Consider the following 24,799-nt stretch of genomic DNA (forward strand, 5'->3'; position numbering starts at 1 on the left):
TCGGCCACTAAAATCCACCGTGTTTCCGGTCATGCCTGCCGACCAGTCGGCATCTGCCGAAATCCCGCCAATCCTATGCTAGGACGTCATGTAAAACGTTGCCCGCTACGTCCGTCAACCGGAAGTCGCGGCCACTGTACCTGTACGTCAGCTTTGTGTGATCGATACCCAAAAGGTGAAGTATCGTCGCGTGAATGTCGTGAACATGAACGGGCTTGTCCACCACCTTGAACCCGAAGTCGTCCGTCTGCCCGTAGATCGTCCCGCCCTTCACTGCTCCGCCCGCCAGCCACATCGTGAAGCCGAAGGGATTGTGGTCGCGGCCCTTCTTCGCATTGCCGCCGCCGCCGCCCACCTCCCTCACCGGCGTTCGGCCGAACTCCGAACCGCACACGACCAGCGTGTCTTTCCATAACCCGCGTGCTTTCAGGTCTTTGACCACCGCTGTGAACGCCTGGTCGGAGTTCTTCGCATTCACCTTGTGCGCCATGATGTCGCCATGCGCATCCCATGGGTCGCCCTTCGAGTAGTAAAGCTGCACCATCCGGACGCCTTTTTCCAGTAAGCGGACGCCCGTCAACGCGCCACGCGCCACCGGTCCGGGGCCGTACAAATCCAGCGTCGCCTGCGACTCCTTGCGCACATCGAAGACCTCGGGGGCCTCGGTCTGCATGCGGTAGGCGATCTCCATCGACTTGATCACCGCTTCCACCTGCGGGTCCGTACCCTGTTCGGCACTGCGGATTTTCTCAAGCTTTTCAACGAGATCCAGCTCGCGGCGCTGCTCGGTCAACTCGAACTTGGGATTGTTGACGTAACTGACAAGCTTCTTCGGGTCGAAGTTCTTTTCAACCACGACTTTCTTCATCTTCTCGTCAGGCTTGCCGTCGGCCGTCATCGGCTCCATCGGCGGCGCCTCGCCCTCGGGAACCTGTACCTTGTTGGAGATATAGGTGCCCTGGTGAATCGCCGGCAGGAAGCCGTTGCTCCACAGCGGCGGCCCCACCGTCGTCGGCACATCGGGACAAAGCACGACGAAACCGGGCAGATTCTGGTTCTCTGAGCCCAAACCGTAAGTGATCCAGGCGCCCAGCGACGGCCGGCCCGCCTGGTTGGCGCCCGTGTTCATCATCAGGCACGACGGTTCATGATTCGGGATCTCGGTGTAAACCGAGCGGATCCAACAGATATCGTCGACCACCGTGGACAGGTGAGGCCACAGATCGCTCACATCCATGCCGCACTGGCCATGCCTTTTGAACGTGTACGGTGATTTCATCAGTTCACCGGTACGGCGCTCGGTTTTCACCTGGTTTCCAGGCAGCGGCTGACCGTCGTACTTGTCCAAAGCGGGTTTCGGATCGAAGCTGTCGATGGTGGACAGGCCGCCGTTCATGAACAGGAAGATGACGCGTTTCACTTTCTGCGGGTGATCCAGTTTGTAGCTGGCCATCGACCCATCGGCACCCAGGACGGCCCCGGCACGTGCCATCGATTCGCCGAGCATTCCGGCGAAAGCCATCATTCCAAAGCCATTACCGACCCGGCGCAACGCCTCGCGGCGCGTAGTTGGATTGCGGGACTTATGATCTGACATGCGGGAAACCGGGGCTCCTTCAGTTAATAAACAGGAATTCGTTCGAGCTCATCAGGACCTTCACATAACGGCCCCAGGCGCTCGGCTGGTACTTCGGTTCGTTGGACCCCGCCCCGCCGGGTCCACGCCGGCCTCCGGGCATCACGCCGCCCATCATGCCCATGCCCATCATCTCGGGGGCGGGCATGGCGTCGGCACCTGCCGCGGGCGCGGGCATCTGGTCTGCCCCCGCTCCACCGGTCTGCGCCTCAGGCATGTCGGTTGCTGTCTCCATGGGCGCAGGTTCTTTCTTTTCAGTATCTTTAGCGTCGCCTTCGGCTTTGGCCGGAGCGCCTCGCTTAGGCTTCTCCTTGGCCTTGTCCGCCTCGCGCTTTTTGGCCTCTTCGTACTCCGTCAGAGGCTCCTTCTTGAGGTAGTCGAGCGCCAGCGTGACTTCATCCAGCTTCGGTTCGCGTCCATAGACGATCTGGTACGCTTTGCGCACCCGGGCCTTGTTGTCGGCTTCGTTGGCGACCTTCTTGACCACCTCTTCCGCTTCCACTTGAACGAAGTCGCTATTCATCATGAACAAGCGCTGAAGTGGAACGGTAGTCGTGAACCGCTTCTCGGCGCTGATGGCCGGCGTCGGGAAGTCGAAAAGCTGCAAATACTGGTCGAGCTTATAGCGGCTCACCTTGCCATAAACGGTGCGCCGCGTGACAGCGGGGGTCAGGTCGACGGAGGGTCCGCCGAGAGAATCGTCAAGATTTCCGGCGACAGCCAGAATGGAATCGCGCAACTGTTCCGAGTCGAGCCGTTTCTTGTTGGCGCGCCAGTAAAGGCGGTTGCCGGAGTCTTTCGCGGCCGCGACAGTGTCGTTCTCGGTGCTCAACTGGTAGACCGAGCTGAGCATGATCTGGCGGTGCAACTTCTTGATGGATAAGCCGTCCTTCACGAACGAGTCGGCCAGGTACTCCAGCAGTTCGGGGTTCGTCGGCCGCTCGCCGGTGATGCCGAAGTTGCTCGGACTGTCGACCAGGCCGGTGTCGAAGTGCGACTTCCAGATGCGGTTGGTGATGACGCGCATCGCAATGGGCTGCCTGACTATGTCTTCTGCCAACTCGAGGCGGCCACTGCCCTTGGAATAGGGCTTCGGATCCGTTGGAGTCAGGACTGAGAGGAAGTGGCGGGAGACCTTGTCGCCCAGGTTGAAGGGGTCGCCGCGCTGCGCCACCTGGAGGTCGATGGGGCTGTCAGAATCTTTAACACCATGGAGATAGGGGTAATGGGGCTCCAGCTTCTTGCGCTCGGCCGTGAGGTCGTTGCGCAGCATTTCGAGCCGGGCGCGGGCTTCGCCACCGATGCGCGACTCCAGGCCCCAGCCCCGGAACAGCAGCACGCCGGGCTTGCCGAAGCGGCCCGAGGCAGCCATGGCGGCCGGGTCGTCGGCTTCGCTGAGCTCGCGCTGGAAGATCTCGGTCCAGAACGCGTTGGTCTCTTCGGGCAGGGATTTCAACTGTAGGGCGCAGCCCGGACAGAAGTCTTCGTTGGTGACGAAATTGGACGGCTTGTTCGTCCGTTTCTTCGGCTTGGTGCCCTCCATCGCCTTGCTGGCAATGACTTTGTTCTCTTCGTTGATCTCGTTGCGGGCCAGCATGACGGCGACCACATCCTGCTGGAACTTCTCGGCCGCGGCCTTGGCGGCTTGGGGGGTGCCGCCCTTCTTCATCATTTCCTGCCAGGCGGTCTTCTGCTTGTACTTGTCGCTGACCTTGCCCATGTAGGCGATCCAGCGATCCAGCAACTCGTAGTCGAGCTTGCGGGCGTCGACGACCTGCGACTTTTCCTTCTTCTGCGGACCCGTAACTTCCCAGACACCTTGCAGATAGTTGGCTGTCTGCAGCGCCAGGGTCTGCGAGAGCTGGGTGCTCTGGTCGCCCTGGAACTCTCCCAGCATCTTCTGTTTCTTATCGAGCTCGTCCTCGAGCTTCGCGTATTGATCGACCACCGACTTCGGGGCGCGCGGGTACTCTTCGTAGATCGTGTTCTGGAAGATGCCGGCCAGCGAGTAGTAGTCGGTCGTCGGGATGGGATCGTATTTGTGATCGTGGCAGCGGGCGCAGGCGACGGTCATGCCGAGGAAGCCGCGGGTGACGACGTCGACACGGTCGTGGCGCTCGTCGGCGCGGGTCACTTCGGTGGAGCCGTTGTCGTAGTACCAGGGGCCGAGGCCCAGGAAACCGGTGGCGGGCAGCGTCTTGTGGCGGACCGCGGGGTCCATCAGATCGCCCGCGAGCTGGGCCTTGACGAACTGATCGTAAGGAAGATCGTCATTAAAGGCCTGAATCACCCAATCGCGATAGACATGGGCGTTTGGATACGGGTTGAGGCCGCGGCGCATGGGGTCGAGACTGCGGTAGTCGTCTTCGCCGTAGCGGGCGACGTCGAGCCAGATGCGGCCCCAGCGCTCGCCGTAGGCGGGCGAAGCGAGCAGGCGGTCGACGATCCTGGCGAAGGCGTCGGGGGACGGGTCCTTCTCAAACGCCTGGATTTCCTCGAATTTCGGGGGCAGGCCGGTGAGGTCGAGGTAGGCGCGGCGGATGAGGTCGCGCTTCGAAGCCGCTTTGACTGGCTTCAGGCCTTCGCGCTCGAGGTGGGCGAGGATGAAGCGGTCGATCTCGGTTTTGGCCCACTTGGTGTCTTTGACAGCCGGCGCCGGCGTGGGGTGGATGGGCTGGAACGACCAGAAGGCGCGCTGTTCGGCGCGGATATTGTACTTGCCGGACTCGGTTTTAGAAGTAGTGGTGGGGGCGGCGGACTTGGGCCAGACCGCGCCTTCCTTCACCCAGGCGACGAGGGCGCTGATTTCGGCGTCTTTCAATTTGCCGCCCATCGGCATCTTATAAGCAGCGTCTTCGTGGCGGACGGCCTTGATCAGAAGGCTTTTGTCCGGGTCACCGGGTATGACGGCTGGGCCGCGTTTACCGCCTTTTTGCAGGGCTTCGGCGCTGTCGACACGAAGTCCGCCGAGCTGCGACTGAGTGTGGCAGCTAAAGCAGTTATTGGCCAGGATGGGGCGGATGGTGGACTCGAAGAACTCAGGGGAGTTGGCTCGAGTGGATTGGGCGAGGGACGGGTGGGCGGCGAGAAGAACGCCAGGCAGAAGTATCTTGAAGAGCCGTGTCGAACAGCGCATAGGGATGGATCCAAGCAAAAGGAGCGGGCAGTATTGCCGCCGACGGGGCTAAGCGTGGTTCGACTGGGAGCTGGTCTGCCAAGGGACCAAAAGATATATACGGCTTGAGATCAGTTGTATCTGTTCCAGTATTGGTTTGTCAACGAATATCGAGGCAACCGGCAAGGGGGCGGGTTTTCCGGGTTATACTGAGGATCCCAACGGCCAAGCCCGCCGCCCGCCCCGCCGCTCTGAATCCAATCCCACGAGAGAGCTATAGCGCGATGCACTTGTCCGTCCCCCTTTCTATTGTTTTGCTGTTGTTGCCGGCGGCTGGCGCGGCAACGAAGGAGAAGCCCGCCGCTGCGCCGAAGACGGGCGTGAAAACGCCGGGCGTACAGATCCCCTTCGCGAATCTGAAAAACGAAGCGCAGATCGCGGTAGCCGGCCTGTCGGGCGCGCCGGTGATGACGATGATGGCGTTCGCGCCGCAGAAGGGCACGGGCGCGCTGCTGCGGATCGACGCCAAGACGAACAAGCCCGGTGAAGCGATCAGCGGGCTGGACCAGCCTTGCGGGCAGATGGTGTCGGCATTCCGGAGCCTGTGGGTGCCGGGCTGCGGCAAGAAGGGCCTGCAGCGGGTGGATGCGCGATCGGGCAAGGTGAGCGCCACGGTGCAGACCGGCCTGGCTGGTGAAGGCGTGATTGTGGCGGCCAGCGAGGATAGCCTGTGGGTGCTGACGGACTCGCGGACGAACCTGATCCGGATTGATCCTGAGGGCAATCGAGTGGTTTCCGAGTTGCGGCTGCCGGTGGGTTGCTCGGCCGTGCTGTCGGCGGAGAGCGCCCTTTGGATTGCGTGCCCGCAGCAGGGGAAAGTGCTGCGGCTGGATCCGAAGACGGAAGTGATTACAAACCGGATTGAGACGGCGGCCGGGCCGGTGGCGCTGGCTGCGGGCGCGGGCTCGATCTGGGCGCTGTGCAAGAACGAGGGCAAGGTGTCGCGGATTGACCCGAAGACGAACAAGGTCTCGGCTACGGTGGAGCTGGGGGTGCCCAATGCGGAAGGCAGCCTGGAGTTTGGGGAAGGTTCGGTCTGGGCCAGCGTGCCGGGGTTTCCGGTGATGCGGATTAGCCCCGAGACCGATAAGGTCGTGCAGCAGTTCGCGGGCGAGGGCGGCGGGTTGATGCGGTTCGGACTGGGCTCGATCTGGCTGGCGGATGTGAAGGGCGGGCAGTTGCTGCGCTTTGATCCGAAGCGGATTGCGGCGACCTTGGCGGAGTGAGGGGGACGGGGTGGAGGGGACGAACGTCCCCTCCGGGTGCTATTCGCTTTGGGCGGCGATGAGGGCGCCCCTGGCGGTTGTTTCCAGGGGTGCTTTGGCCATGCGGATTTCCGAGATGGCCAGGGGCAGGCCGGCGGCCGTCACTGCCTTCTCGAAACGATCGCGGAAGCCTTCCGGCATGACTCCGCCGCCGCTGAGAACCAGCGGCACGGGCCGGCCGAACTTGGGCACGTTGCGCGAGGTCTGGAACGATTCCTTCAGGCCCTGGACGACCGCCTGGATCATGTCGTCGTAGTAGACGGTGAGCGCCTGCTGCACCTTGTCGGCGAAGTGTCCGTTGAAGTGGAACGCCTCTTCCTTCACGATGCGGACGCGGTTGATGAGTTCGCCGGTGACGCCGGCCGCGCTGGAATCGATGAAGTCGCCGCCCTTGGCGACGCTGAAGCTGAGCACGGGCACGGACATGTAGGAGAGGGCCACGTTGCAGAGGCCGCCACCGCAACTGATGCCGATGCCGGTGTAGTTGGAGTCTTCCAACTCGCTATAGATCACGGCGAGGCCTTCGTTAACGCTGCGGACATCCAGGTAGCCGAGCTGATTAAGGATCTGCTTGATAGTGGCCTCATGGTAAGTGAGGTTGCTTTCCTGGCCCAGCGGGGGAGCGGGCACACTGAAGCAGACTTTGGCGCCGCCCTCGGGCCGTTCGCCCAGGACGGAGTTCACAATCTCCTCCATCTGCTGGAGGCTCTCCGGTTCGTTGGAGTTGAGAATGCCGCGAGTCATGGGGCGGCGGATTTCGCGGCCCAGCAGGTCTGCCATGCGGGCGCTCTCATTGCCAAAGACGACCAATTGCCCGTCACTGACGGAGTGCGGAACGTGCTCCCGTTTCAAGCTGTTTTCCGTGAGCTTGGAGTAGGGGATTGCGACGAAGGCATTGAGCTGCGCCTCGACACTTTCCTGCTCATTCAATTGCTTGACTGCGACAACGCGGCTCGTACCAATGTCGAGTCCGATCATGGTCGCCTGTTGTTGCTCGGTTTTCATCCTTTATTCTCCTTGGACAGCTCTGTTTTCGTTTTCATGCGGGAGAGCACCTGCCTGTAGCGCTTCTCCAGTTCCTTGCGATAGGCGGCGACGTCGAGGCCATGGGCCGTGGCGTTCTGCCGCAATTGATCCTCACCGAGTAGCAGGCCTCGCCAAAAGGCCTGACCGGTCACCTGAACCAGCGAGGGGTCGTACGTAAAGCCGAAGAGCCAAAGACCCGGCGCGGGCACGGCGTAGTTGTCGGGCAGACCGACTGCGAGATAGGGGAAGTTGCTGGCCCAGTCGTAGTGGTAGCCCACCTGCATGTTGTCGGGATTCACGGACACCTGCGCATGCGTGGCGCAGTCGGCCGTACTGATTTTGTATTTTGCGCGCAGCATTTCGGTCAATACGCGCAGGGCGTGAATCTGGGCGGGTGTGGCCTGTGCCTTGGCCTCGCCCGGCTGGGTGATGGTTTCGACGGAGATTCCGAGGAAGGCGCGATTGACGTTGACGTAGGTGAACTTGTTGTCAGCCCAGATGGAGTAGCCGGCGTGGTTGGCGGAGTCGGACTCGCGGACCACGCGCCAGACGTTGCCGAAGCGGTCGACCATGTAGTGGTAGGCGTGCTCGCGCTGGAGGAATTCGAGCAGTTGGGCGCCTACGCGGCGGATGGTCCGGGTCTTGTCCTCGGCAAATTCGACCTGATTGCTTTCGGTGGTGTGGAAGACGATGCCGGAGGGTGCGGTGCGCTCTTCGACGGGGCCGGCGTCTTCGTCGCCGCGGCGGAAGATGGGGTATTTGCGGGGCTCGTTGGCGATTTCGTAGCGGCGTTCGATGCGGAGGCCGTTGGAGTAGGTCTCGAAGCCGGAGGTCGTTTCGACGAGCCAGACGTTGGGGAAGGTCTCCGGGCCGGACTCGTTGGCCTGGACGGTGACGATGGGGCCGCGCTTCCAGAGGCGGCTGGCGCTGGTCACGGTGCCGGCGGGGATGAGGAGCAGCGCGCCGAGCGCCAGGACCATCGTGGTGCGGCGGCTGCGGAAAAAGGCGCGGCCGACGTCGGAACGGGGGTCCCAGACGCAGCGGTCGCCGAGGGTGTGACGGAGGAAACGCAGGCGCTCAACGGGATCGGCAATGCGATCGGCCCGCCAGCCGGCAGCGGCTCGCAGAAGGGCGTTGGGCGCTTTTCGCATCACTGTCATGGTCGTTGGGCGGGCGGCGTGCAGACGCACGGTTCCCTGCTGTAGAAGAGATCGACGGAAGTGCGGCAAAACCTTAGTGTCATCGGTGATTTACCTTAGTGTTTATTTGGAGAAAACACTAAGCCCAAGTGAGTGAAGGAGTTGCTGGAGCTAAGGGAGTGTCCTCGGCTGGAATGAGGTCCGGGAAGGCCGGCGGCCCGGGAGACAGCCGATTGAGTTCTGTACCGGCAAGGTCTGATTCTACGCCGATTTGCCGGCCAGGGGAATGGCGTTGTGGGGCCGGCCTCACTTCACTGCAGGAGGTTCGAAGGTAATCGTCGACTCGCTGCCGAACTTCTTGTACGCCGAATAGCGGATGGTCAGCTTGATCCGCAGCGGCCCCGTCTTAAACGGCAGCGTATCGTCGGCATGGGTGAGCACGGGGAAGTAATGGACCCCGTCCAGGGCCCGCCGCAGCGTAGTGAACCGGGGAAACAGATTCTCCTGCCCCTTGGAGTAGATGGGCGGCACGGCCTGGCCGTAGGTCCGCACCACGCCGAGCGACTTCTTGTCCACCCACATCTCGCCTTCGAACAGGCGCATGCCGCGGAGGATCTGCCGGGGCTGCAGGCTCAGCACCCAGCACTCCACGCCGTCCACGGTCTCTTCGCCCCGGAACTTCACCTGGTACCTGGGCAGCAGTTCTGGAGTCAGCAGCAGGGGCTGGATGTTGCGGATGTCCTGGAAGTCCTCGTCGGTGAGGATCAGGCGCTGCAGCCGCGACGTCGGCTTCTCGGCAAACTGCTCATTCCGCTCGCCCGAAGGAGAGAAGATCACCTCGCGGAGTTCCCGGTAATTGCCGGCCAGGCGGCCCCGGTCAGCGAACTCCTCGATGTTCACCGACTGCCGGTAGAGATACTGGCTGCGCACGGTTTCGGTTTCGGCTTCGCGCTGGGCGACCTGGCGCAATAAGTCGGGCGGCGGTTCCGTCTGTAAGGATAGGATGGCTATGATGAGTGCGACCATTTGGCTGCCCACTGGAATGGAGGATATCGCAGGCTCGCTTCCGTGGATAGCGGCGGCCGTCCTCCTCGAAGTCGCAGCCTACCTCAGCCTGGCCTCCGAACGCGCCCGACAATGGTGGACCCACGAGCGCGTGACGCTCTTTGCGCCCATCCCATATCTGCTCTACGCCTTGCCTTTTCACATGCTGAACTGGGCCAGCGTCGTCGCGATCCTCACGGCCATCTGTGTCGCTTCCTACTGGTTCACGCTGCTGCCGCGCAATCGCTTCACCGACACGGGTTTCGTCGTGCTGATGGCCGCGCCCCTGATCTTCAAGTCGTTCGCCTTCGTCTACGGCCGGCCGCATCCTGACATCCGGCTGGAGTTCCTGGGGCAGCTCCTATGGATCCGGGCGGGCGTGCTCGCCGTCCTGAACGACCGCAAGCCGGAAGGGATCGGCTTCGGCTTCTGGCCCAAGCTGAGCGAATGGAAGATCGGCGCGCTCGTCTACATTGCCCTGCTGCCCGTCGTCTTTGTGCTGGCTTCGCTGACGGGTTTCGCCACGTTCACCTGGCCGCCGTGGACGTGGCAGGAGACCACCCTCCGCGCTGTCGGCACGTTCGTTGGCATCTTCTGGGTGGTCGCCCTGAGCGAGGAGTTCTTCTTCCGCGGACTGCTGCAGCAATGGATCGGCATTGCCGCTGCCTCCATCCTCTTCGGGCTCGCGCACCTGGGCTTCCGGCAGTTTCCGAACTGGCAATTCGCCCTGGTGGCCGGAGTGGCCGGCGTCTTCTATGGTTTTGCCTTTCGCCGCGCGGGTGGCATCCGCGCGGCGATGGTCACTCACGCTCTGACGGTCACTACCTGGCGCGTGCTGTTCAGGTAAGCACGGTCGCGGCGATGTGATCGAGCGCCTGCTCGAAGTCGCGCAGCAGGTCGCGCCAGTCCTCCAGGCCGATGGAGATGCGCACGAGCCCGCCGGTGATGCCGGCGATGCGCTGCTCCTCCTCAGAACAACCGGAGTGCGTCGTACTGCCCGGATGGCACACAAGCGTCTCCATCCCGCCAAGCGAAACCGCGTTGTGGGCGAGTTCCAGATGCCGCAGGAACTCAAACGCGGCGGTCTTGCCTCCGTTCAAGTCGAGGGCGATCATCGCGCCAGGATAGTCACACTGCGACAGCCGGATCTTGATCTGCTCCGTGTCGTCGAACAGGGTGGGGTAGTAGACCTTGCGGATCTCCTTGCGGTGCGCCAGGCTCTCGGCGATGCGCTGTGCGTTTTTGCTCTGCCGGTTCATGCGCAGCGACACGGTGGGCAGCCGGCCATCGAGAATCCAGCACTCGTCGGGCTGGAGGATGTTGCCGAACAAGCCGCGCTTGCCGCGGATCTTCTTCTGGATCTCGGGATCTGTTCCGAGCGCGACGCCGGCCAGCAGGTCGCTGAACCCGCCCAGGTACTTGGTGGCCGAGTAGAGCACGAGGTCGGCGCCCAGCGTGATGGGATGCTGGAAGGCCGGCCCCAGGAAGGTGTTGTCCACGATCACGACCGGCTTGGGATCGAGGCCGCCCGCCAGGATGCAGGCACGCTTGATATCCGTCATCACCATGGTGGGATTGGCCGGTGTCTCGATGAGGATCACGCGCAGGTTGGGGGTGTTCCGGATGGCCTCGTCGAGGTCAGGCCCATGGCCGGCCACGACTGCGCGGCACTGGATGCCGAACGGTTCCAGCAGGTCGTGGATCAGGTTCTGCGTCCCGCCATAAAGCGGCACTGTGTAGAGCAGGCAGTCGCCCGGCCGCAGCAGCGCCATCAGCGACGTCATGATCGCCGCCATGCCCGAGTTGAAGACCACGGCCCACTCGGACCCCTCTTCCAGGGGAATAATCTGGTCCTCCAGAATCTCCGCGTTGGGGTGATTGAAACGCGAATAGATCAGATCCGGCACCTCGCCGGGTTCCACCGTCTGGCGGCCGGAAACCAGGTCGAAGGCGCGCTCCGCCGCTTCGGGCGTAGGAAAGACGTAAGTAGAGCTCCGGAACACCGCCGGCCGGGCTGAACCAACCGAAAGGCGCGGGTCGAAGCCGCGGGTCAATACCGCGGTCGACGGATGCGCGCCAGGATTGCCACGTTGTTTGGCCATAGAGAGTTCTCCGCGCACTCAGTGTACCGCCGCGCGAGGAAGCGCATGCTCGCAGAAACCGCGCCACTGGGCAGCGGGAAACCCCGTAGTTCCACTTACGAGGAAGCGTGCGCGGACATTCGCGATCTCTACACCCCGTACTTAGTACATAGTCCGTCATGGTCCGGGTACCGGTTATGAACTGAGGGCCGAACTCAGCCGATTCCCCGATTCAGGCGCGCCCGTCCGGCCTCATACAATGCCCACAGAGGCGGATTCCGAATCTATGACAATCCCCCGGCCCGGCAAGGGTTACTACAGTGAGACTGAGGCGGCTCAGGCACTCGGGCTTACCGTCGACAGTTTGCGTGCCCTGGTGCGCCAGCACATCCTCCAAAGCGAGGATGAAATGGCGAATTTGCCCATGACCACGTTCCAGCCTTCCGATCTCCTGTTATTGCGCCTTTTGTCGTCGTCCCGATCGCAGCAGACGACCGTCGAGGTTCGCTGACTTCTCCCCGGCGAACCTCCCCTTGAGACGCTGAGTTGATTCCGTCATGATGGATCTCCGTAAGGAGACCCGCGTCATCATGAAGCAGATGCTTGCCGGCCAGATGGCCGCCATGAAGGAATACTTCGACCGCTCTACCCGCGCCCTGGATGAAGCCGATTCCGGCTTCGCTCCGCAGGCCGGGCTGTTCACTTCCGCGCAGGTTGTGGCCCACGCCGCCCAAACCGTCGAGTGGTTCATTACGGGCGCATTTGCACCCGAGGGTTTCAGTCTCGACTTCGACGGAATGGACAAGGAGGTGCGCGCTGTCACCTCGCTGGCCGCGGCCCGCGCGTGGTTCGACAAGGCGTGCGCCACGCTGCAGGACTCCATCGAAGCCCACTCCGAAGCCGAGTGGATGGCGGCGCTGCCTCCGGGCCCCATCATGGGCGACCTGCCGCGCATCGCCGTCTTCAACGCGTTGACCGACCATACGGCCCACCATCGCGGAGCCCTCACGGTATACACCCGCCTGCTGGGCAAGGTTCCGCCCATGCCGTACATGGACATGTAGAATAAACTGCATGCAGCCCGTCAGCCTACGCGAGAAATTCGCGCAATTCCAGGAGCACTGGAGCCCGAAAACGGTAGGCGAGCTGAACGGGCAGGCGGTCCGGCTGGTGAAGTTTCAAGGCGAGTTCGTCTGGCATCACCACGAGGACGAAGACGAAATGTTCCTGGTGGTGCAGGGCCGCTTCCGCATGGATTTTCGAGACCATGCCTGCTGGCTATCGGAAGGTGAGTTCCTGATCGTGCCACGGGGCGTGGAACACCGCCCCGTGGCCGATGAAGAAGTCCATGTGCTGTTATTCGAACCGGTAACCACCATCAATACCGGCAATGCCGGGGGCGATTTGACTGCCCCGACCACGCACCTCTAAAGCCGAGCACGGCCTTGCGTTCTACAACGTGATCGACTGCAGATACTCGCGGAACGGGCCGCCCAGATCCTCCCGCTTCAGGGCGAACTCCACGGTCGCCTTCAGGAACCCCAACTTATCGCCGGCGTCGAAGCGCTGTCCTTCGAACTTGTAGCCATACACCGGGCGGCTGGCCAGCAGGTGTTTCAGCGCATCGGTGAGCTGGATCTCGCCCCCGCGCCCGGGTTCGATCGCTTCGATGGACTGGAAGATCTCGGGCGTCAGGATATACCGCCCGATGATCGCCAGGTTCGACGGCGCATCCTCGGCCTTGGGCTTCTCCACCAGGTTGTGGATCCGGAACAGGCGGCCGTTTTCGCCGTTATGCGACACGGGTTCGGCCTGGACTACGCCGTAGGCCGAAATCTGGTCCTTGGGGACTTCCATGAGGGCCAGCACGGAGCAGCCGAAAAACCCGTAGACATTCAGGAGCTGCTGAAGACAGGGAGTGGGCGCGTCGATGACGTCATCGGACAGGACGACGGCAAAAGGCTCAGGGCCCACCAGTTCCTTGGCGCGGTGGACGGCATGTCCGAGTCCGAGCGCCTCCTTCTGGCGGACATAGGCCACATCGATCATGTCGGAGATGCCCCGGATGGCGGCCAGCACGTCGGTCTTTTTGCGCATCTCGAGGAGATGCTCCAACTCGAAACTGACGTCGAAATGATCTTCAATCGCGGTCTTCCCGCGGCCCGTGACGATCACGATGTTGTGAATGCCTGAGTGGATCGCCTCTTCGATGCCGTACTGGATGAGGGGCTTGTCCACAAGGGGCAGCATTTCCTTGGGCATCGCCTTAGTGGCAGGCAGGAAGCGGGTCCCCAGACCTGCGGCCGGGTAGACGGCTTTGCGCACTTTCGGTATCATGAAGTCCATTGTAAGCCGCCCATGTAAGTTGAAGAGGCGGCGATGCTTGTAAGGTTCTTTGGAAGCCTCGATGCCGCGGCGCGAAGACAACCTCGACAGCGAAACACGGCCCAGCGCGGAGCTGCGCAACCTGGCCTTTGAGCTATTCCAGCGCGCGTGCCAACTGCAGCAGCAATCTGAATTCGAACTCGCGGCTGAACTCTATCGCAAGTCCATCCAGGTGCATCCCACCGCCGAGGCGCACTGCTTCCTGGGCTGGACCTATCACTCCCAAGGCCGCCTGCATGACGCGATCACGGAGTGCCGCAAGGCGATTGAGGTGGACCCGGATTTCGGCAACCCCTACAACGACACCGGAGTCTACCTGATCGAACTCGGGCGGCCGCAGGAGGCGATTGAGTGGCTGGAGCGGGCCACCACCTGCACCCGCTACCAGACCTATCACTACCCCTGGTACAACCTCGGACGCGCCTATTTGACGCTCGAACTGTTCTCGCGAGCCCGCGAGTGCTTCCAGAATGCCCTGGATATCGAGCCGCACTACGGCCTTGCCGCCGAGGCCCTGCAGCGCGTCAGACTGCTGATCCAATAAGCGAAAAGACCCCCAAACACCGAAAATTGTGGGGGTTGTGGTGGTGTGCTATATTCCGATCAACGGCACCAAGCTGGAGAATTTTCAGAGAGGGACATTCATGGCGTACGTAATCGCTGAACCTTGCGTCGGAACGAAAGATACTGCCTGTGTGGATGCTTGTCCGGTCGACTGTATCCACCCTAAGAAAGATGAGCCGGCGTTTGAGACCAGCGAACTGCTCTATATCGACCCGGTCGAATGCATCGACTGCGGCGCGTGTGTGCCCGTCTGCCCTGTTTCCGCGATCTTCGCGCTCGACGATCTGCCGGAGAAGTGGGCGGAGTACACGGCCAAGAACGCGGCCTACTACGGTCAGTAAACCAGTCCGGTAGTTTCCATCGGTTTCCAGGGGCGCGGCTCAAATCCGCGCCCTTCCCGCATCTGCAGTTCTGCCTGCCGCCTTCCCCTTCCCCCTTCCACGCCCCATTCGATGTTTGCTGTTCATTTTCCGCTTGACTTGTATTAGAACATTAGTACACTAGCTAACTAGATGAGCAAGTCAGAACCATTCCGGTTTCGATTGGACAACGCCACTGGCGTTCCGGTCTATCGACAACTGATTGACCAGGTTCAGCTAGCTATTGCCTCCGGAGCCATGCGGGGCGGCGACCAGCTGCCCACCGTCCGCCAGGTGGCCGTGGACCTGGCTATTAACCCCAATACTGTGATGCGTGCATACCGTGAACTCGAAATCCGTGGCACCCTTGCCACGCAACAGGGGCTCGGCACGTTCGTCTCGTTGAAACGGGTCGAACCGGACCATGTGCAGCACGACGCCCGGCTGAGCCGCCTGGCCGCCGAATGTGCCGCGCGCGCCGGAGCAGAAGGCTTCAGTGTCCGCGAACTGATTGGCCGGCTGGCCGATCTGGTGCCCGATAACGAGCCCGAATCCTAAAGGGCTCAGGAGGATAGAGAGATGTTCGGCAGATGCGCCGTCTGGCTGGCGGCGTGGATGGTGATCGCCATCGGCGTAATGGATCTGATTCAGGCTCGCCAGGTGCTCTTTGAGCTCGCCGGCGAGCAGTTGGTTGAAATGTCGGTCAGGCAGATTGCAAGGAGATAGAAGTTTATGTTTCCCAAGGGTTTCTCGGTAAACACCGGCAGTTCCAGCGTCGTCCGGGCGCAGCCCGTGAGCAGCATCGGGGCGACTGTGTTTGCTATTTGCGTACTCATCGGCGTCGCCCTCGGCGCCTCACTCAAGATGCCGCTGGTGGTCCTCGCCTTCGTGCTGTTAGGCATCTATTTCCTCTTTGCCATCAAGGTGGCGCAGCAGTGGGAGCGGGTGGCCGTCATGCGCCTGGGCAAGTACCAGGGGTTGAAGGGGCCCGGGATCTTCACGATCGTCCCCATCGTCGACGAGTTGAGCGACTTCATCGACCAGCGCATCCGGGTCACGGATGTGAAGGCGGAGTCCTCGCTGACTCGTGACGCGGTGCCGGTGTTTGTGGATGCGATCGTGTTCTGGGTGGTGTGGAACGCCGAGAAGTCGATTCTGGAAGTGGAGAACTTCTTCAGCGCCATCACGATGAGCGCCCAGACGGCGCTGCGCGAATCGATTGGCCGGCACATGCTGACGGAGATGCTGACGGACCGGGAGGTGCTGGGCAAGGAGTTGCAGCGGATCCTGGACGAGAAGACGAACCCGTGGGGGGTGACGGTGCAGAGCGTGGAGATCCGGGATGTGCAGATCCCGCAGGAGCTGCAGGACGCCATGTCGAGGGAAGCGCAGGCGCAGCGGGAGCGGCACGCCCGCATCATCCTGGGCACGGCCGAGACGGAGATCTCAGAGAAGTTCGCGGTGGCGGCGGAGCACTATCGCGACAACCCCATCGCGCTGCAATTGCGTGCCATGAACATGCTGTACGAGGCGATCAAGGAGAAAGGCTCCATGGTGATTGTGCCCTCGTCAGCCGTCGAGACCATGGGCCTGGGCGGCGTGATGGGCACCTCGGCGCTGGCCCGCGGGGCCGGAGATCCAGGCGCCGTGAAGTAACCGGTTCGTCATCCAGAACGCATTCGCCGCCTGGCCCGGGGATTTCCCGCGCCGGGCGGCTTTCTTTTTGCGCCCTGTCATTGCCACGGCCAAGGCCCCTGCGGGATAGTGGAAGGAAGCCTGGAGGCAGCGATGGCGGATGGCGGAAAACATTCTCTATCTCACAGAACTGCTTGGGCTGAAGGTCTATGATCTGAAGCGCCGAGTGCTGGGACGCGTGCGCGATGCCGCGCTTGTGCCCGTGGTGCATCCGGTCCGCATTGAACGCATTCTGCTGAGCGGCGGTGGTGGTTATACGTGGGTCTCGGTCCGCTACGACCAGATCGAATCGATCACCCTGGACGGCATCTATCTCAGCGACGAGCACCTCATTCCGTATCACGAGGACGAGTATGTGCTGCGGCTGGTGCGCGACCTGCTGGACCAGCAGATCATCGATGCCCAGGGCCGTAAAGTGGTCCGTGTCACCGACATCACGTTCGATATCCGGCGCGAAGCCCTGCGCGACGTGCTGCATGTGCTGGAAGTCGACATCGGCGTGCGCAGCGTCTTCCGGCGGCTGGTGCAGGGCGTCCTGCCGCGGCGGATTGTCAGGAAGCTACAGCACTATATCCCGGTGAATTCGATCCGCTGGGAGCTGTGCAACATCCTGGAGCCGGATCCGCAGCGCCGCCTGCGGCTGAACATCGACCTCACGCTGCTGGAGGAGATGCACCCGGCCGACCTGGCCGACATCGTCGAGGAACTGAGCCCCGAAGACCGCGAAGCGATCTTTGAAGCCATCGACACCGAGGCCGCCGCGGAAGCGCTCTCGGAGATGGAGCCCGACATCCAGGCCCAGATCATCGAGTCCCTGGAAACCGAGAAGGCCGCCGATATTCTCGAGGAGATGGACCCCGACGAGGCCGCCGACGTGCTTTCCGAACTGGGCAAGGAGACCTCTGAGGAGATCCTGGAGGAGATGGAAGGCGAGCCGAAGGCCGAGGTGGAGGAACTGCTCGAGTACGACGACGACACGGCCGGCGGCATGATGAACACCGCGTTCGTGGCCGTGCACGAGGACGGCACCGTCGCTGATGCGCTGGAGGCCCTGCGGCGCCAGCAGGAGCTCGCCGACACCCTCAACACGATTTTCCTGACGGATCTGGACGAAAGGCTGAAGGCGGCGCTGCCGGTGGCGCGGGTCTTCCTGTCGCGCCCGACGCGAAAGCTCAGCGAGCTGGTGCAGGACGATGTGATCAAAGTGCCGGTCAAGGAAAAGGCGAACCGGATCATCGAGCTGTTCGACAAGTACAACCTGCTGACTCTGCCCGTGGTGGACGAAGAAGGACGCATGGCCGGCGTAGTCACGGCCGACGACATCATCTCAGTGCTGAGGCAGCACTGATGCAATTGCTGCGGCGGCTGAAGTATCACATCCTGATCTTCTTCTCGGTCATTGGGCCGGGCTTCATCACCGCCATGGTCGACAACGACGCCGGCGGCATCTTCACTTACTCCCAGGCCGGCGCCAAGTATGGGTACCTGCCGCTGTGGACGCTGGCTCCGATCACGCTGCTGCTCATCGTCACCCAGGAGATGGGCTCGCGCATGGGCGCGGTCACCGGCAAAGGCCTCTCTGACCTGATCAGGGAAGAGTTCGGATTGCGTACGACGTTCCTGATGATGGCGGTGCTGGTGCTGGCCAACCTCACCAACGTGATGGCCAACTTTGCCGGTATCGCCAGCGCCCTGGAGATGTTCCACGTCAGCCGCTTCATCTCCGTACCCATCGCCGCCATCGGGGTCTGGCTGCTGATTGTAAAGGGGACGTATGAACGCGTTGAGAAGGTCTTCCTCTTCGCCACGGCCCTGTATGTCTGCTATATCTTCTCCGGCATCCTGGTGAAGCCCGACTGGAAGGAAGCCGCGATCAACAGCGTCAAGCCGGTGCTGATGTTCGACGAAGGCTACCTCACGATGCTGATCGGCATGGTCGGGACCTCGGTGGCGCCCTGGATGCAGTTCTACCTGCAGGCGGCCGTTGTCGAGAAGGGCATTACGGCCAAGGATTACGCCGAGAGCCGGATCGAGGTGATTGTCGGCTGCATCGCCATGTCGGTGATCGCGTTCTTCATCATCGTGGCGTGCGCCGGCGCCATCCACACCGTCAAACCGCGCGACATCACCGACGCCACTGACGCGGCCAAAGGACTCGCTCCCTTCGGCCAGTACGCGGTGCTGCTCTTCTGCGCCGGCCTGTTCAACGCCTCTATCTTCGCCGCCTGCATCCAGCCGCTCTCCACGGCCTATACGGTGTGCGAGGGCATGGGCTTCGAATCCGGCGTCAACAAGCGCTTCAGCGAGGCGCCCATTTTCTACTGGCTCTTCACCCTGCTGATCGTCATTGGAGCCGGGGTGGTGCTGCTGCCCGATTTCCCGCTGGTCAAGATGATTCTCATGAGCCAGGTGCTGAACGGGGCGCTGCTGCCGTTCGTGCTGATCTTTATGATCCTGCTGATCAACAAAGAGCGGCTGATGAAGAAATGGAAGAACAGCACCATGTTCAACGTGGTGGGCTGGCTTTCGGTCATTCTGATGATCGGCCTGACCAGCGCTTTGGTGCTGCTGAGCATCCGCGATATCATGTCAAACCACTAAGCTTTACTGGCCGCCGCCCCATGCCCTGCACCACCATCGACGAAGTCCTGGCGTCGCTCGACGCCATCATCCATTCGCCCGAGGCCTCCACTTCCTGCATCGGCTACTTCCCGGCGCTCTACCGGAAGGTGACGGCGCAGGTCAAGATTGGTATTGCGAGCGGGCGCTTCCAGGACGGTCCGCGCATGGAGCGGATGGATGTCGCCTTCGCCAACCGCTATCTGGACGCCTATGAGTGCTGGCGCAGCGGCCGCCCGGTTACGGGCTCCTGGCGCGCGGCGTTCGAGGCCGCCCAGCGCTGGAAGCCGACGATTCTGCAGCACCTGCTGGCCGGCATGAACGCGCACATCAACCTGGACCTGGGGATCGCGGCGGCGGAGATCTGCACGCTGGACGATATCGAGGCCCTGCGTCACGACTTCGACGAGATCAACAACATCCTGTTCGCCATGGTGCAGGAGGTGACGGATTGCATCGGCAGCGTCTCGCCGTGGATGTGGATCCTGGACAAGCTGGGGGGCCGTACGGACGACAAGCTGATCGAGTTCTCCATCTGGCGCGCCCGGGCGGTCGCGTGGCAGAACGCCACCGGGCTGGTACGGCTGGACAAGGACGGCCTGGCCGCGCGGGTCGTTGAGATCGATGATTTTGTGGAAGGCCTGGGCCGGTTCATGCTGAAACCCGGCCCAATGATGCGCCTGGGGCTGTTTTTGATCCGACTGCGCGAGCCGAACGACCCGCGCAAGGTGTTAGCGGCGTTCTGCTGAGCTCAGCCCTTCTTGCGTTCCAGCAGATAGACGCACTTCTCTTTGCGCGACTGGCCGCCGCCGTCGTTTACCGCGTATTCGAACGACGCCATGTAGCCGTCACGGCGGATGCGGCCGTTCCAGAGCGATGCTCCGGCGTGGACGCCATCCTTCCTCAGGGCGTAGAAGTTGATGTCGAACCGGTCGAGCTTCTTCTCGTCGTTCTCATAGTTCTTCGCGATCCGCTTGAGGGCGTCCATGCAGGCGTCCGCGGGGGACATGCCGTGGCGCATATTCTCGACGATGGTGTGGGCTCCGGCAATGCGGATGTTTTCCTCGCCGCGTCCGGTGGAGCCGGCCGCGCCCACTTCCTGGTCGACAAAGCAGCCCGCGCCGACGATGGGGGAATCGCCCACGCGGCCCGGAATCTTCCACGCCAGCCCGCTGGTGGTGGTCGTGCCCGACATCTCGCCCTTGGTGTTCAGCGCCAGGCAGTTGATGGTGCCCGTGGTGGGGTGCTTCGCCATCCAGCGCGCCCACTCGAAGTCGTCGTCGGTGGCGTGCGGGAACATCTCCCGCAGCATCGCAGTTCCCTTCTTCTCCGGAGCGTCGAGGCCGTCGGTCCAGTTGTTGTTGTTGTCGGCATCCCGCAACGACTGTTTCCACGTCATCCACGCCAGACGGGCCTTCTCGGTGAGCAGGTTGATCTCGGGGATGCCCCAGGCTTTGGCAAACCGGGTAGCGCCCTCGCCGGCCAGCATGACGTGGTCGGTATTTTCCATCACCATCTTGGCCAGCCGGGCGACGTTCTTAATGTTGCGGACGCTGGCTACGGAACCAGCGCGGCCGGTGGGACCGTGCATCACGCAGGCGTCCAGCTCCACCACGCCCTCTTCGTTGGGCAATCCGCCGTAGCCCACGCTGGTGTCGTTCGGGTCGTCTTCGACGGTAGTGACGCCCTGCACCACCGCTTCCAACGTGTCGCCGCCCCGTTGGATCACGGCAATGGCCCGTTCACAGGCCAGCATCCCGTTTGCGCTCGAGATCACAATGTTCTTCGGCGCGCTCTGCATCGCCTGCGCTGCCATCGGTAAGGCGGCGCTCGACAACAACCAATCCCGTCTCCGCATCGGAAGACCCCCTCTCGCGTTCGCTACACTGAAACTTTATGAAATGGTGGTTGCTCGCGTTCATCACGCTAGCCTCCCTATTCTTGTGCGCGGCGCAGGACCAGCGCAAGCAGAAGGGGGCGTTGCTCAACGTAGTTGAGTGTAAGGCCGTGCGCCACGAGGACTCCATTCTGCTCGACGCCAAGCTGAGAAACGATGGCGAAGACACGATCAAGAACGTCGTTTTGACCATTTACTTCGTGGGGCCAGGCAAGAAGGTCGTCGCTACGCGCAAGACGGATATCGATGCCACCGACATCGAGCCAGGCGGGGAAGCCGAGATCAGCCTGGAGACCCCTTTCCCGGCGCGCACCATTGCCCTCCGGTTTGAAACCCGGACGCGCATGGAACGCTGGATCGACTTAAAGAACGATGGACCGTTCCCTATCGAGTAAGGAACGGCGGAAAGACACACTTATGAGAGAAATCATCACCCCGGGCGGCGCCCTGGAAGGCACAGTCCGCCTGCCCGGCGACAAGTCCATCTCGCATCGTTACGGCATGCTGGCGGCGGTCGCCGAAGGCGTCTCCACGATTCACAACTACTCTTCCGGCGCCGACTGCCATTCCACGCTGGGCTGCGTCCGCTCCCTCGGCATCGAGGTCGAGATCGACGGCCGCCAGGTGAAGGTCCACGGCCGCGGCATCCACGGCTGGCAGGCTCCGGCCACCGACCTGGACGCGGGCAACTCCGGCTCCACGATCCGCATGATCTCCGGCCTGCTGGCCGGGCAGCCCTTCACCAGCCGGCTGATCGGCGACGAGAGCCTGTCGCAGCGCCCCATGCAGCGCATCATGGGCCCGCTCACCCAGATGGGCGCCACGCTGACCGCCCGCGACGGCAAGTTTCCGCCGCTGGAGATCCAGGGCGCGGACTTGCAGCCGATTGACTACACCCTGCCCGTCGCCAGCGCACAGGTGAAGAGCTGCGTGCTGCTCGCGGGGCTGACCGCGAACGGCGAAACCACGGTCCACGAATCCGCCACCACGCGGGACCACACCGAAGTGGCGCTGCGCGAGTTCGGGGTCGACATCGAGACCGGCCGCGGCTGGGCGCGCGTCAAAGGGCCAGCCCGCCTGGAAGCCCGCGAACTCACCGTCCCTGGGGATATCTCCTCCGCCGCCTTCTTCCTCGTCGCGGGCGCGATTGTGCCCGGCTCCAAGCTCGTGCTGCAGGACGTGGGCCTGAACCCGACGCGCGCAACGTTGATCGAGTTCCTGGTCTCCACGGGCGTCGACGTCAAGATCCTCGACATGCGCATGAGCAACGGCGAGCCGCGCGGCGACCTGCTGGTGCAGGGTTCCCAGCTCAAGGGCGGCCTGATCGAGAAGCAGTGGGCCGCGGCCCTGATCGACGAGATCCCGGTGCTGGCCATCCTGGGCGCCGTCAGTTCGGAAGGCCTGACGGTGCGCGATGCTTCCGAGCTCCGCATCAAGGAGTCCGACCGGATCGAGACGGTCGCCACCAACCTGCGCAAGATGGGGGTGACCATCGAAACCACCCCGGACGGGTTCTACATCCCCGGCGGCCAGACGTTCCACTCGGCGGAAGTGGAGAGCTATCACGACCACCGCATCGCCATGGCGTTCGCCGTTGCCTCTTTGCGCGCCGACGGCCCTGTGGCTATCAATGGATCGGAAGCGGCGTCGGTGAGTTTCCCCGAATTCTGGAGTACACTGCGAGGGATCATTTCTTGAGCCGCGCGGCGGAGCCCTCCGTGGTGGATGATCCGAATCCTACTCCAGACCTGACACTGGCCGGACTGGTCCACGATCTCAACAATGTGTTCGAGACCATCTCCGAGGCGGCGGAGCTCGTCTCCGGTGATCCGCAGTCGCGCGCGCTGGCCCAGGCCATTCATCGCAGTGTCGACCGGGGCCGCCGCATCGTCGGCCTCTATGTCGACCAGAGCCGCTCGGGCCCGGAGCTCGATCTCGTGGTGGAGCGCGCCGCCACGTTCCTGCAGGACTTCCTCACCCACCTGCCGGGCACCAAGGTAAAGGTGATTCGCAAGGTGCCCGCCGGCATCCGCCTGCAGGGGGAGCCCAGCGACTGGGAGCGTGTCTTCATGAACCTGTTCCTGAACGCGGCCCAGGCGATGAAGGAGAATGGCGGAGGGGAGATCGAGGTCGTCGCCCAGGCGGCCGATGGCTCAGTGGAGTTGCGCGTCTCAGACAACGGGCCGGGCATTCCCGACGCCATCCTGGGCAAGATCTTCAAGCCGCGCTTCTCCACTCGCAGCAAACACGGCGGCCTGGGGCTCCATATTGTGCACACCATCACACAGCAGTGCGGCGGTAGCGTGAAGGCCGAGAATCGAAAGGACTCCGCCGGAGCGCTTTTCACGATCACCGCGCCCGTCGCCTGAGCCTCGCTCCGCCTGTCAGGCCTTTTTCGCTGCGCGCAGCAGATCCTGGATGGACGCCACGAAATCGTTCATGCGGGGCTGCTTGGGCAGCAGGTGATACGGCTCGGCTCCGGCCAGCTTCGCGTGGACGGCGGATTCCTCCGCCCCGCTCCAAACGACGATCTGCATCCGCGGGAACGCCGACCGGATCCGCCGGACCAGCTCTTTCGGGTCCAGGCCCGGCAGGCTCAGATCCAGGATCACCACATCCAGGGCCGCGCCGATCTGCTCGCAGAGGGACCACCCCTCGGCGTAGCTGTCTGTCACGAAGACGGTATGCCCTACCCGGCGGAGCATCTTCTCGGCCACTTCGCGTACGGCCGGCTCGTCGTCGATCAGGAGCAAGGTGGCGTTCAGTTGCTCCTCGGCGTCCAGTCCAGCGGACGAGTGTGTCTGCATGTGCCAACCCGGAATGGGAGGCATCGTGAAGCGGAAACAGGCACCGGAGCCGGGGGTGGAAACGACATCCAGCGACCCGCCGTGCGACTCTGCGATCACGCGCGCCGCCGCGAGTCCCAGCCCACGCTGGCCTCCTTTGGTGCTGAACTGGGGGTCGAAAATCCGTAAGCGGTCCTCCGCGGAGATCCCGGGACCGTCGTCCTCCACTTCCAGCGTGACCAGGGCCGGTTGCGCACTCTCGTCGAATCCGGTGCGGATCTTCACCTCGCCACCCATCCCGCCCTGCGATTCACAGGCGTTCCACGCGAGGTTGAGAATCAGTTGGCGCAGCTCCGCCGCCCTGCCGGCAACCGGAGGCGCATTGCGGGCCAAGCTGTACTTGAAAGTGCAGCCATGGGGCACGGAGACCCGCAGGAGCTCCGTCATCTCCCGGAGGATCTGGTTCAGGTTCAGCGTCCTTGTCTTGCCGGCATCGCGGTTGCTCGCATAGGCGAGCATCTGCTTCGTCATGTCGCCGGCGCGCTGGGCGGCGGTGTCGATCTGAGCCAGGCTGTACTTCACTGCTTCGGTGATCGACCGGTCCATCAAAGCGAGCTGGGCATTGCCCTGGATGGCCGCCAGCAGGTTGTTGTAGTCGTGCGCCAGCACGCCCGCCAGGGAACCCAGCGTTTCCAGCCGCTGTGCGCTGCGCAGACGCTCTTCCAGCGGCGTTTGGGCGCGGCCTCCGCCTTCCACCCGCAACCGCAGTGCCAGCAACCTCACCGCCAGTTCGCGCGTCTCGCAATTGAGGGCAATGTAATCGTCAGCACCCGCCGCCAGCAGGGTTCCGATCTCCGCCGGTTCCACCCACTCGCCGGCCGCCAGCAGCACCGCGTCCACGGCCAGCATCTGGCGCACCGCCCGAACCGCCTCGCCGGCCTGGTCCAACGGACCGCGCGGGCAGATCACGTGCAGCACGAGCCCGGGCTCTTCCGGCGAAACCAGGACACCGTCCGGAACCGACACGTAGCCCAGGGACTCAGCCCTTTTTCGCAGGGCGCGCCCGGCTTCATCGATCGGGATGGGCCATTGGATCTTCATTGCATCGCTAAGGTTAACGGATTAGTC

25 protein-coding genes are annotated in these 24,799 nt (G+C 62.9%); 16 read left to right on the forward strand and 9 right to left on the reverse strand.

The annotated features are described in order from the left end of the window. Positions 1-73 precede the first annotated feature (73 nt). Together IRI77_RS21730 and IRI77_RS21735 are read right to left on the reverse strand one after the other, a co-directional pair. Positions 74-1,597 (reverse strand): DUF1501 domain-containing protein, encoded by a 1,524-nt coding sequence (locus IRI77_RS21730; protein ID WP_194447113.1) that lies wholly within the window; start codon positions 1,595-1,597, stop codon positions 74-76. A gap of 19 nt (positions 1,598-1,616) precedes the next feature. Continuing rightward, a complete protein-coding gene (locus tag IRI77_RS21735) occupies positions 1,617-4,772 on the reverse strand; it encodes a PSD1 and planctomycete cytochrome C domain-containing protein (RefSeq protein ID WP_194447114.1) in 3,156 nt (1,051 codons plus the stop codon). A gap of 263 nt (positions 4,773-5,035) precedes the next feature. On the opposite strand from IRI77_RS21735, the gene IRI77_RS21740 reads away from it, so the two are divergent. Continuing rightward, positions 5,036-6,037, forward strand: a complete 1,002-nt coding sequence (locus tag IRI77_RS21740; protein ID WP_194447115.1) for a Vgb family protein — start codon at positions 5,036-5,038, stop codon at positions 6,035-6,037. A gap of 39 nt (positions 6,038-6,076) precedes the next feature. Here the strand turns inward: IRI77_RS21740 and IRI77_RS21745 are convergent, their stop codons facing one another. From IRI77_RS21745 to IRI77_RS21755, 3 genes are all read right to left on the reverse strand, one after another. Beyond that, the gene (locus IRI77_RS21745) at positions 6,077-7,081 is read right to left on the reverse strand and encodes a disk-shape morphogenesis protein volactin (protein WP_194447116.1); all 1,005 of its coding nucleotides are present in this window, start codon (positions 7,079-7,081) and stop codon (positions 6,077-6,079) included. Further along, positions 7,078-8,253 carry a peptidoglycan recognition protein family protein gene (locus tag IRI77_RS21750; RefSeq protein ID WP_194447117.1) on the reverse strand — a complete coding sequence of 392 codons (1,176 nt, stop codon included), beginning with the start codon at positions 8,251-8,253 and terminating at the stop codon, positions 7,078-7,080. Before IRI77_RS21750 ends, IRI77_RS21745 begins: the two co-directional genes overlap by 4 nt. A gap of 294 nt (positions 8,254-8,547) precedes the next feature. Continuing rightward, positions 8,548-9,267, reverse strand: coding sequence for a hypothetical protein (locus tag IRI77_RS21755; protein WP_194447118.1), 720 nt, complete (start codon positions 9,265-9,267; stop codon positions 8,548-8,550). On the opposite strand from IRI77_RS21755, the gene IRI77_RS21760 reads away from it, so the two are divergent. Continuing rightward, positions 9,251-10,132, forward strand: coding sequence for a CPBP family intramembrane glutamic endopeptidase (locus tag IRI77_RS21760; RefSeq protein ID WP_228486253.1), 882 nt, complete (start codon positions 9,251-9,253; stop codon positions 10,130-10,132). The two genes, IRI77_RS21755 and IRI77_RS21760, sit on opposite strands and share 17 nt — an antisense overlap. Here IRI77_RS21760 and IRI77_RS21765 read toward each other — a convergent pair. Further along, positions 10,125-11,387 carry a trans-sulfuration enzyme family protein gene (locus tag IRI77_RS21765; protein ID WP_194447119.1) on the reverse strand — a complete coding sequence of 421 codons (1,263 nt, stop codon included), beginning with the start codon at positions 11,385-11,387 and terminating at the stop codon, positions 10,125-10,127. The two genes, IRI77_RS21760 and IRI77_RS21765, sit on opposite strands and share 8 nt — an antisense overlap. A gap of 265 nt (positions 11,388-11,652) precedes the next feature. Between IRI77_RS21765 and IRI77_RS21770 the strand changes: the two genes are divergently transcribed. The 3 genes from IRI77_RS21770 to IRI77_RS21780 are packed head-to-tail and all read left to right on the forward strand — an operon-like array spanning position 11,653 to position 12,797. Further along, entirely contained in the window at positions 11,653-11,877 is a 225-nt protein-coding gene (locus IRI77_RS21770; protein WP_194447120.1) for a hypothetical protein, read from the forward strand. Between the two features lie 46 nt (positions 11,878-11,923). Next, complete coding sequence (locus IRI77_RS21775; protein WP_194447121.1) at positions 11,924-12,430, forward strand: DinB family protein; 507 nt, start codon at positions 11,924-11,926, stop codon at positions 12,428-12,430. Positions 12,431-12,440: 10 nt separating this feature from the next. After that, a complete protein-coding gene (locus tag IRI77_RS21780) occupies positions 12,441-12,797 on the forward strand; it encodes a cupin domain-containing protein (protein ID WP_194447122.1) in 357 nt (118 codons plus the stop codon). 21 nt (positions 12,798-12,818) lie between these two features. Here IRI77_RS21780 and galU read toward each other — a convergent pair whose 3' ends face one another. Then, positions 12,819-13,703 carry a UTP--glucose-1-phosphate uridylyltransferase GalU gene (gene galU, locus IRI77_RS21785; RefSeq protein ID WP_194447123.1) on the reverse strand — a complete coding sequence of 295 codons (885 nt, stop codon included), beginning with the start codon at positions 13,701-13,703 and terminating at the stop codon, positions 12,819-12,821. 70 nt (positions 13,704-13,773) lie between these two features. Here galU and IRI77_RS21790 point away from each other — a divergent pair, with 70 nt between their 5' ends. The 8 genes from IRI77_RS21790 to IRI77_RS21825 all read left to right on the forward strand — a co-directional run bounded on the left by IRI77_RS21790 (position 13,774) and on the right by IRI77_RS21825 (position 19,737). Further along, positions 13,774-14,295 (forward strand): tetratricopeptide repeat protein, encoded by a 522-nt coding sequence (locus IRI77_RS21790; RefSeq protein ID WP_194447124.1) that lies wholly within the window; start codon positions 13,774-13,776, stop codon positions 14,293-14,295. A gap of 100 nt (positions 14,296-14,395) precedes the next feature. Next, positions 14,396-14,656, forward strand: coding sequence for a 4Fe-4S dicluster domain-containing protein (locus IRI77_RS21795; RefSeq protein ID WP_194447125.1), 261 nt, complete (start codon positions 14,396-14,398; stop codon positions 14,654-14,656). 171 nt (positions 14,657-14,827) lie between these two features. Beyond that, complete coding sequence (locus IRI77_RS21800; RefSeq protein WP_194447126.1) at positions 14,828-15,232, forward strand: GntR family transcriptional regulator; 405 nt, start codon at positions 14,828-14,830, stop codon at positions 15,230-15,232. Positions 15,233-15,253: 21 nt separating this feature from the next. After that, complete coding sequence (locus IRI77_RS21805; protein ID WP_194447127.1) at positions 15,254-15,400, forward strand: hypothetical protein; 147 nt, start codon at positions 15,254-15,256, stop codon at positions 15,398-15,400. Between the two features lie 6 nt (positions 15,401-15,406). Further along, complete coding sequence (locus tag IRI77_RS21810) at positions 15,407-16,330, forward strand: slipin family protein (protein ID WP_194447128.1); 924 nt, start codon at positions 15,407-15,409, stop codon at positions 16,328-16,330. Between the two features lie 139 nt (positions 16,331-16,469). Continuing rightward, positions 16,470-17,717, forward strand: coding sequence for a magnesium transporter MgtE N-terminal domain-containing protein (locus tag IRI77_RS21815; RefSeq protein ID WP_194447129.1), 1,248 nt, complete (start codon positions 16,470-16,472; stop codon positions 17,715-17,717). Beyond that, complete coding sequence (locus IRI77_RS21820; protein ID WP_194447130.1) at positions 17,717-18,970, forward strand: NRAMP family divalent metal transporter; 1,254 nt, start codon at positions 17,717-17,719, stop codon at positions 18,968-18,970. The genes IRI77_RS21815 and IRI77_RS21820 overlap by 1 nt, the downstream gene beginning before the upstream one ends. Positions 18,971-18,990: 20 nt before the next feature. After that, entirely contained in the window at positions 18,991-19,737 is a 747-nt protein-coding gene (locus IRI77_RS21825) for a DUF5995 family protein (RefSeq protein WP_194447131.1), read from the forward strand. Positions 19,738-19,739: 2 nt separating this feature from the next. Here IRI77_RS21825 and IRI77_RS21830 read toward each other — a convergent pair whose 3' ends face one another. Beyond that, complete coding sequence (locus IRI77_RS21830; protein ID WP_194447132.1) at positions 19,740-20,846, reverse strand: N(4)-(beta-N-acetylglucosaminyl)-L-asparaginase; 1,107 nt, start codon at positions 20,844-20,846, stop codon at positions 19,740-19,742. 38 nt (positions 20,847-20,884) lie between these two features. On the opposite strand from IRI77_RS21830, the gene IRI77_RS21835 reads away from it, so the two are divergent. From IRI77_RS21835 to IRI77_RS21845, 3 genes are read left to right on the forward strand one after another with little or no spacing between them, the layout of a single operon-like run. Next, positions 20,885-21,280 (forward strand): hypothetical protein, encoded by a 396-nt coding sequence (locus IRI77_RS21835; RefSeq protein ID WP_194447133.1) that lies wholly within the window; start codon positions 20,885-20,887, stop codon positions 21,278-21,280. A 22-nt stretch (positions 21,281-21,302) separates the two neighbouring features. Beyond that, positions 21,303-22,583: a 3-phosphoshikimate 1-carboxyvinyltransferase gene (gene aroA / locus IRI77_RS21840; RefSeq protein WP_194447134.1), complete on the forward strand. Its 1,281-nt coding sequence runs from the start codon at positions 21,303-21,305 to the stop codon at positions 22,581-22,583. Next, on the forward strand, positions 22,580-23,254 hold the full coding sequence (locus tag IRI77_RS21845; protein WP_194447135.1) for a sensor histidine kinase: 675 nt from the start codon (positions 22,580-22,582) through the stop codon (positions 23,252-23,254). The genes aroA and IRI77_RS21845 overlap by 4 nt, the downstream gene beginning before the upstream one ends. 15 nt (positions 23,255-23,269) lie before the next feature. On the opposite strand, the gene IRI77_RS21850 is transcribed toward IRI77_RS21845, so the two are convergent. Continuing rightward, complete coding sequence (locus tag IRI77_RS21850; RefSeq protein ID WP_194447136.1) at positions 23,270-24,772, reverse strand: hybrid sensor histidine kinase/response regulator; 1,503 nt, start codon at positions 24,770-24,772, stop codon at positions 23,270-23,272. Positions 24,773-24,799: the final 27 nt, after the last annotated feature.

Source organism: Paludibaculum fermentans, assembly GCF_015277775.1.
Taxonomy (GTDB): Bacteria; Acidobacteriota; Terriglobia; order Bryobacterales; family Bryobacteraceae; genus Paludibaculum; species Paludibaculum fermentans.

Coding starts and splice junctions, on each gene's coding strand:
- IRI77_RS21765 (WP_194447119.1), bottom strand. CDS start 11,387: ATGGCCAAACAACGTGGCAATCCTGGCGCGCATCCGTCGACCGCGGTA.
- IRI77_RS21780 (WP_194447122.1), top strand. CDS start 12,441: ATGCAGCCCGTCAGCCTACGCGAGAAATTCGCGCAATTCCAGGAGCAC.
- IRI77_RS21745 (WP_194447116.1), bottom strand. CDS start 7,081: ATGAAAACCGAGCAACAACAGGCGACCATGATCGGACTCGACATTGGT.
- IRI77_RS21835 (WP_194447133.1), top strand. CDS start 20,885: ATGAAATGGTGGTTGCTCGCGTTCATCACGCTAGCCTCCCTATTCTTG.
- galU (WP_194447123.1), bottom strand. CDS start 13,703: ATGATACCGAAAGTGCGCAAAGCCGTCTACCCGGCCGCAGGTCTGGGG.
- IRI77_RS21750 (WP_194447117.1), bottom strand. CDS start 8,253: ATGCGAAAAGCGCCCAACGCCCTTCTGCGAGCCGCTGCCGGCTGGCGG.
- IRI77_RS21735 (WP_194447114.1), bottom strand. CDS start 4,772: ATGCGCTGTTCGACACGGCTCTTCAAGATACTTCTGCCTGGCGTTCTT.
- IRI77_RS21820 (WP_194447130.1), top strand. CDS start 17,717: ATGCAATTGCTGCGGCGGCTGAAGTATCACATCCTGATCTTCTTCTCG.
- IRI77_RS21810 (WP_194447128.1), top strand. CDS start 15,407: ATGTTTCCCAAGGGTTTCTCGGTAAACACCGGCAGTTCCAGCGTCGTC.
- IRI77_RS21755 (WP_194447118.1), bottom strand. CDS start 9,267: ATGGTCGCACTCATCATAGCCATCCTATCCTTACAGACGGAACCGCCG.
- IRI77_RS21830 (WP_194447132.1), bottom strand. CDS start 20,846: ATGCGGAGACGGGATTGGTTGTTGTCGAGCGCCGCCTTACCGATGGCA.
- IRI77_RS21730 (WP_194447113.1), bottom strand. CDS start 1,597: ATGTCAGATCATAAGTCCCGCAATCCAACTACGCGCCGCGAGGCGTTG.
- aroA (WP_194447134.1), top strand. CDS start 21,303: ATGAGAGAAATCATCACCCCGGGCGGCGCCCTGGAAGGCACAGTCCGC.
- IRI77_RS21805 (WP_194447127.1), top strand. CDS start 15,254: ATGTTCGGCAGATGCGCCGTCTGGCTGGCGGCGTGGATGGTGATCGCC.
- IRI77_RS21825 (WP_194447131.1), top strand. CDS start 18,991: ATGCCCTGCACCACCATCGACGAAGTCCTGGCGTCGCTCGACGCCATC.
- IRI77_RS21775 (WP_194447121.1), top strand. CDS start 11,924: ATGATGGATCTCCGTAAGGAGACCCGCGTCATCATGAAGCAGATGCTT.
- IRI77_RS21740 (WP_194447115.1), top strand. CDS start 5,036: ATGCACTTGTCCGTCCCCCTTTCTATTGTTTTGCTGTTGTTGCCGGCG.
- IRI77_RS21760 (WP_228486253.1), top strand. CDS start 9,251: ATGATGAGTGCGACCATTTGGCTGCCCACTGGAATGGAGGATATCGCA.
- IRI77_RS21815 (WP_194447129.1), top strand. CDS start 16,470: ATGGCGGAAAACATTCTCTATCTCACAGAACTGCTTGGGCTGAAGGTC.
- IRI77_RS21770 (WP_194447120.1), top strand. CDS start 11,653: ATGACAATCCCCCGGCCCGGCAAGGGTTACTACAGTGAGACTGAGGCG.
- IRI77_RS21790 (WP_194447124.1), top strand. CDS start 13,774: ATGCCGCGGCGCGAAGACAACCTCGACAGCGAAACACGGCCCAGCGCG.
- IRI77_RS21800 (WP_194447126.1), top strand. CDS start 14,828: ATGAGCAAGTCAGAACCATTCCGGTTTCGATTGGACAACGCCACTGGC.
- IRI77_RS21850 (WP_194447136.1), bottom strand. CDS start 24,772: ATGAAGATCCAATGGCCCATCCCGATCGATGAAGCCGGGCGCGCCCTG.
- IRI77_RS21795 (WP_194447125.1), top strand. CDS start 14,396: ATGGCGTACGTAATCGCTGAACCTTGCGTCGGAACGAAAGATACTGCC.